Source organism: Kitasatospora putterlickiae (assembly GCF_039527695.1).
In the GTDB taxonomy this organism is placed as follows: domain Bacteria; phylum Actinomycetota; class Actinomycetes; order Streptomycetales; family Streptomycetaceae; genus Kitasatospora; species Kitasatospora putterlickiae.
Map to the genome: position 1 here is coordinate 425 of NZ_BAAAKJ010000450.1, position 1,211 is coordinate 1,635.

Annotated in this window: 1 protein-coding gene and 1 pseudogene; one reads left to right on the plus strand and one right to left on the minus strand. The window is 73.8% G+C overall.

The genetic code is table 11. The features are described 5' to 3' along the window. The first annotated feature begins 117 nt into the window (after nt 1-117). Nucleotides 118-726 carry a hypothetical protein gene (locus ABD308_RS36245; RefSeq protein WP_344344439.1) on the plus strand — a complete coding sequence of 203 codons (609 nt, stop codon included), beginning with the start codon at nt 118-120 and terminating at the stop codon, nt 724-726. Between the two features lie 103 nt (nt 727-829). Here ABD308_RS36245 and ABD308_RS36250 read toward each other — a convergent pair. Beyond that, nucleotides 830-1,211 (minus strand): annotated as a pseudogene (locus ABD308_RS36250) (ATP-binding domain-containing protein); the annotation flags it as partial.

Below are 1,211 nucleotides of genomic sequence, written 5' to 3' on the forward strand. Positions count from 1 at the left end.
CGCCCCGGGGGACAGAACCACGCGGAACGGACATCGGGGGGGAAGTTGCGGTGAAATCGCGGGTGTAGGTGACAACCGCTGTGCGTACCGGCACCGAGGGGAGATAGCGTCTGCTCCATGTCTGATGCCGCGCAGCCCACCATTGCCGAGGTACGCGCCGCCGCCGAGGCGGTCAAGGCCGCCATCGACCGTCATCTGGAAGCGGTGTCAAGCCACAGCGCAGCGGACGATTCCGCTGTGTCCACCGCCTACGAGCAGCTGGCGACGGCGGCCATCGCGTACGACCAACTCCTGTACGAGGTCTACGACGAGGTCACCCCCTTCGAGGTCCCCGGCGACGAGGGTCCGGGCGGGTACCACGGCCCCGAACAGCCCGAGGCGATCAGCGTGCTGATCCGCCGCGACTACCACGTCGTCGACCCGAAGCGGCTGCGCGCCCAGGCCGAGCGGCTGGACGACTCGCTGACCCCGGGCGGCGGCTCGGACGGCGGCGGGGTGAACGCCGCGATCGGGGTGCTGTTCGGCGAGTTCGAACCGGACGAGATCGCCGCCCGCAGCGAGGAGTTCGGCCTGGAGGAGGCCGACTCCACGCTCTGGGTGGCGGCGGCCGAGCCCAGCGAGCCGGGTGAGTGGCTGCCCGAGCCGTTCGAGCACGCGGACCCGCAGCTGCTGATCTGCCGCTTCGACGTGAGCGAGGTCTACGACGACGAGGACCTCGACGACTGACCCTTCCCCGGCCCCGACGCCCGAGCCCCGCGCGCCCGTCGCGCGGGGCGGAACGGGCGCTTCAGGGGATGGTTTCGGACGTTCCTCGCGCCGCCCGCGGACGTCAGTAGGACTCGGCCGCGTTCTCCGCGAGGATCGCGCGCAGCCGTGTGGTGCGCGGCGCGGCCGCACGCTCGGCGACGGCCTGCGGGAGCGCCGGTCCGGCGGCGTGGACCACGGAGAGGTGGCGCTCGCCGCGGCCGAACGCCGTGTACACCCACTGCCGGGTGAGCCCCGCGGCCGCGTCGTCCGGCAGCACCACCACGGCACCGGGCCAGCGGCGGCCGACCGCCTGGTGGACGGTCAGCGCCCAGCCGTGCCGCAGCTTCCCGACCTCGGCGGGCGGGACGGTGCGGCGGGTGCCGTCCGGGTACTCCAGGTGCAGGCCGGTGGCGTCGCCGTCGAGCACCCGGGCCGACCGGGTGTGGCCGGGAGCGGGGGAGTCG